1 pseudogene is annotated in these 290 nt (G+C 43.8%); it reads right to left on the bottom strand.

Annotated features, from left to right (window positions below):
- Positions 1 to 290, bottom strand: a pseudogene (locus tag HC175_RS23135) (hypothetical protein); the annotation flags it as partial.

The raw sequence follows: 290 nt of genomic DNA, 5'->3' as shown, positions 1-290 counted from the left end.
AGATTGTTACTTAAACTACCCGTTTTTGTAAAAGCACCTTCCGGAGCATCTACATTCAGCGTAAAGCCATTTTCAGTTTCACTAAAAGTAAAGGTTGCAGAATAGAAACAATCTGCAGATCCTACTTTTTCATTGACCCCGGCAGACCACCATTCAGGAATAACTGAACTATCTGACCATGGCCCAACTCCAAAATGTCCTGCTGTGGCCTTATCTACCACCCAGGTCTTGGATCCGTCTCCAACCAGAGATGTAATGATCTCAGGCTCGGGAGAAAATACACTTTCCAC

It is taken from the genome of Salinimicrobium oceani (genome assembly GCF_012037645.1).
The sequence above is the reverse complement of the archived record's forward strand: the minus strand, read 5'-3'. Positions and strand labels throughout refer to the sequence as shown.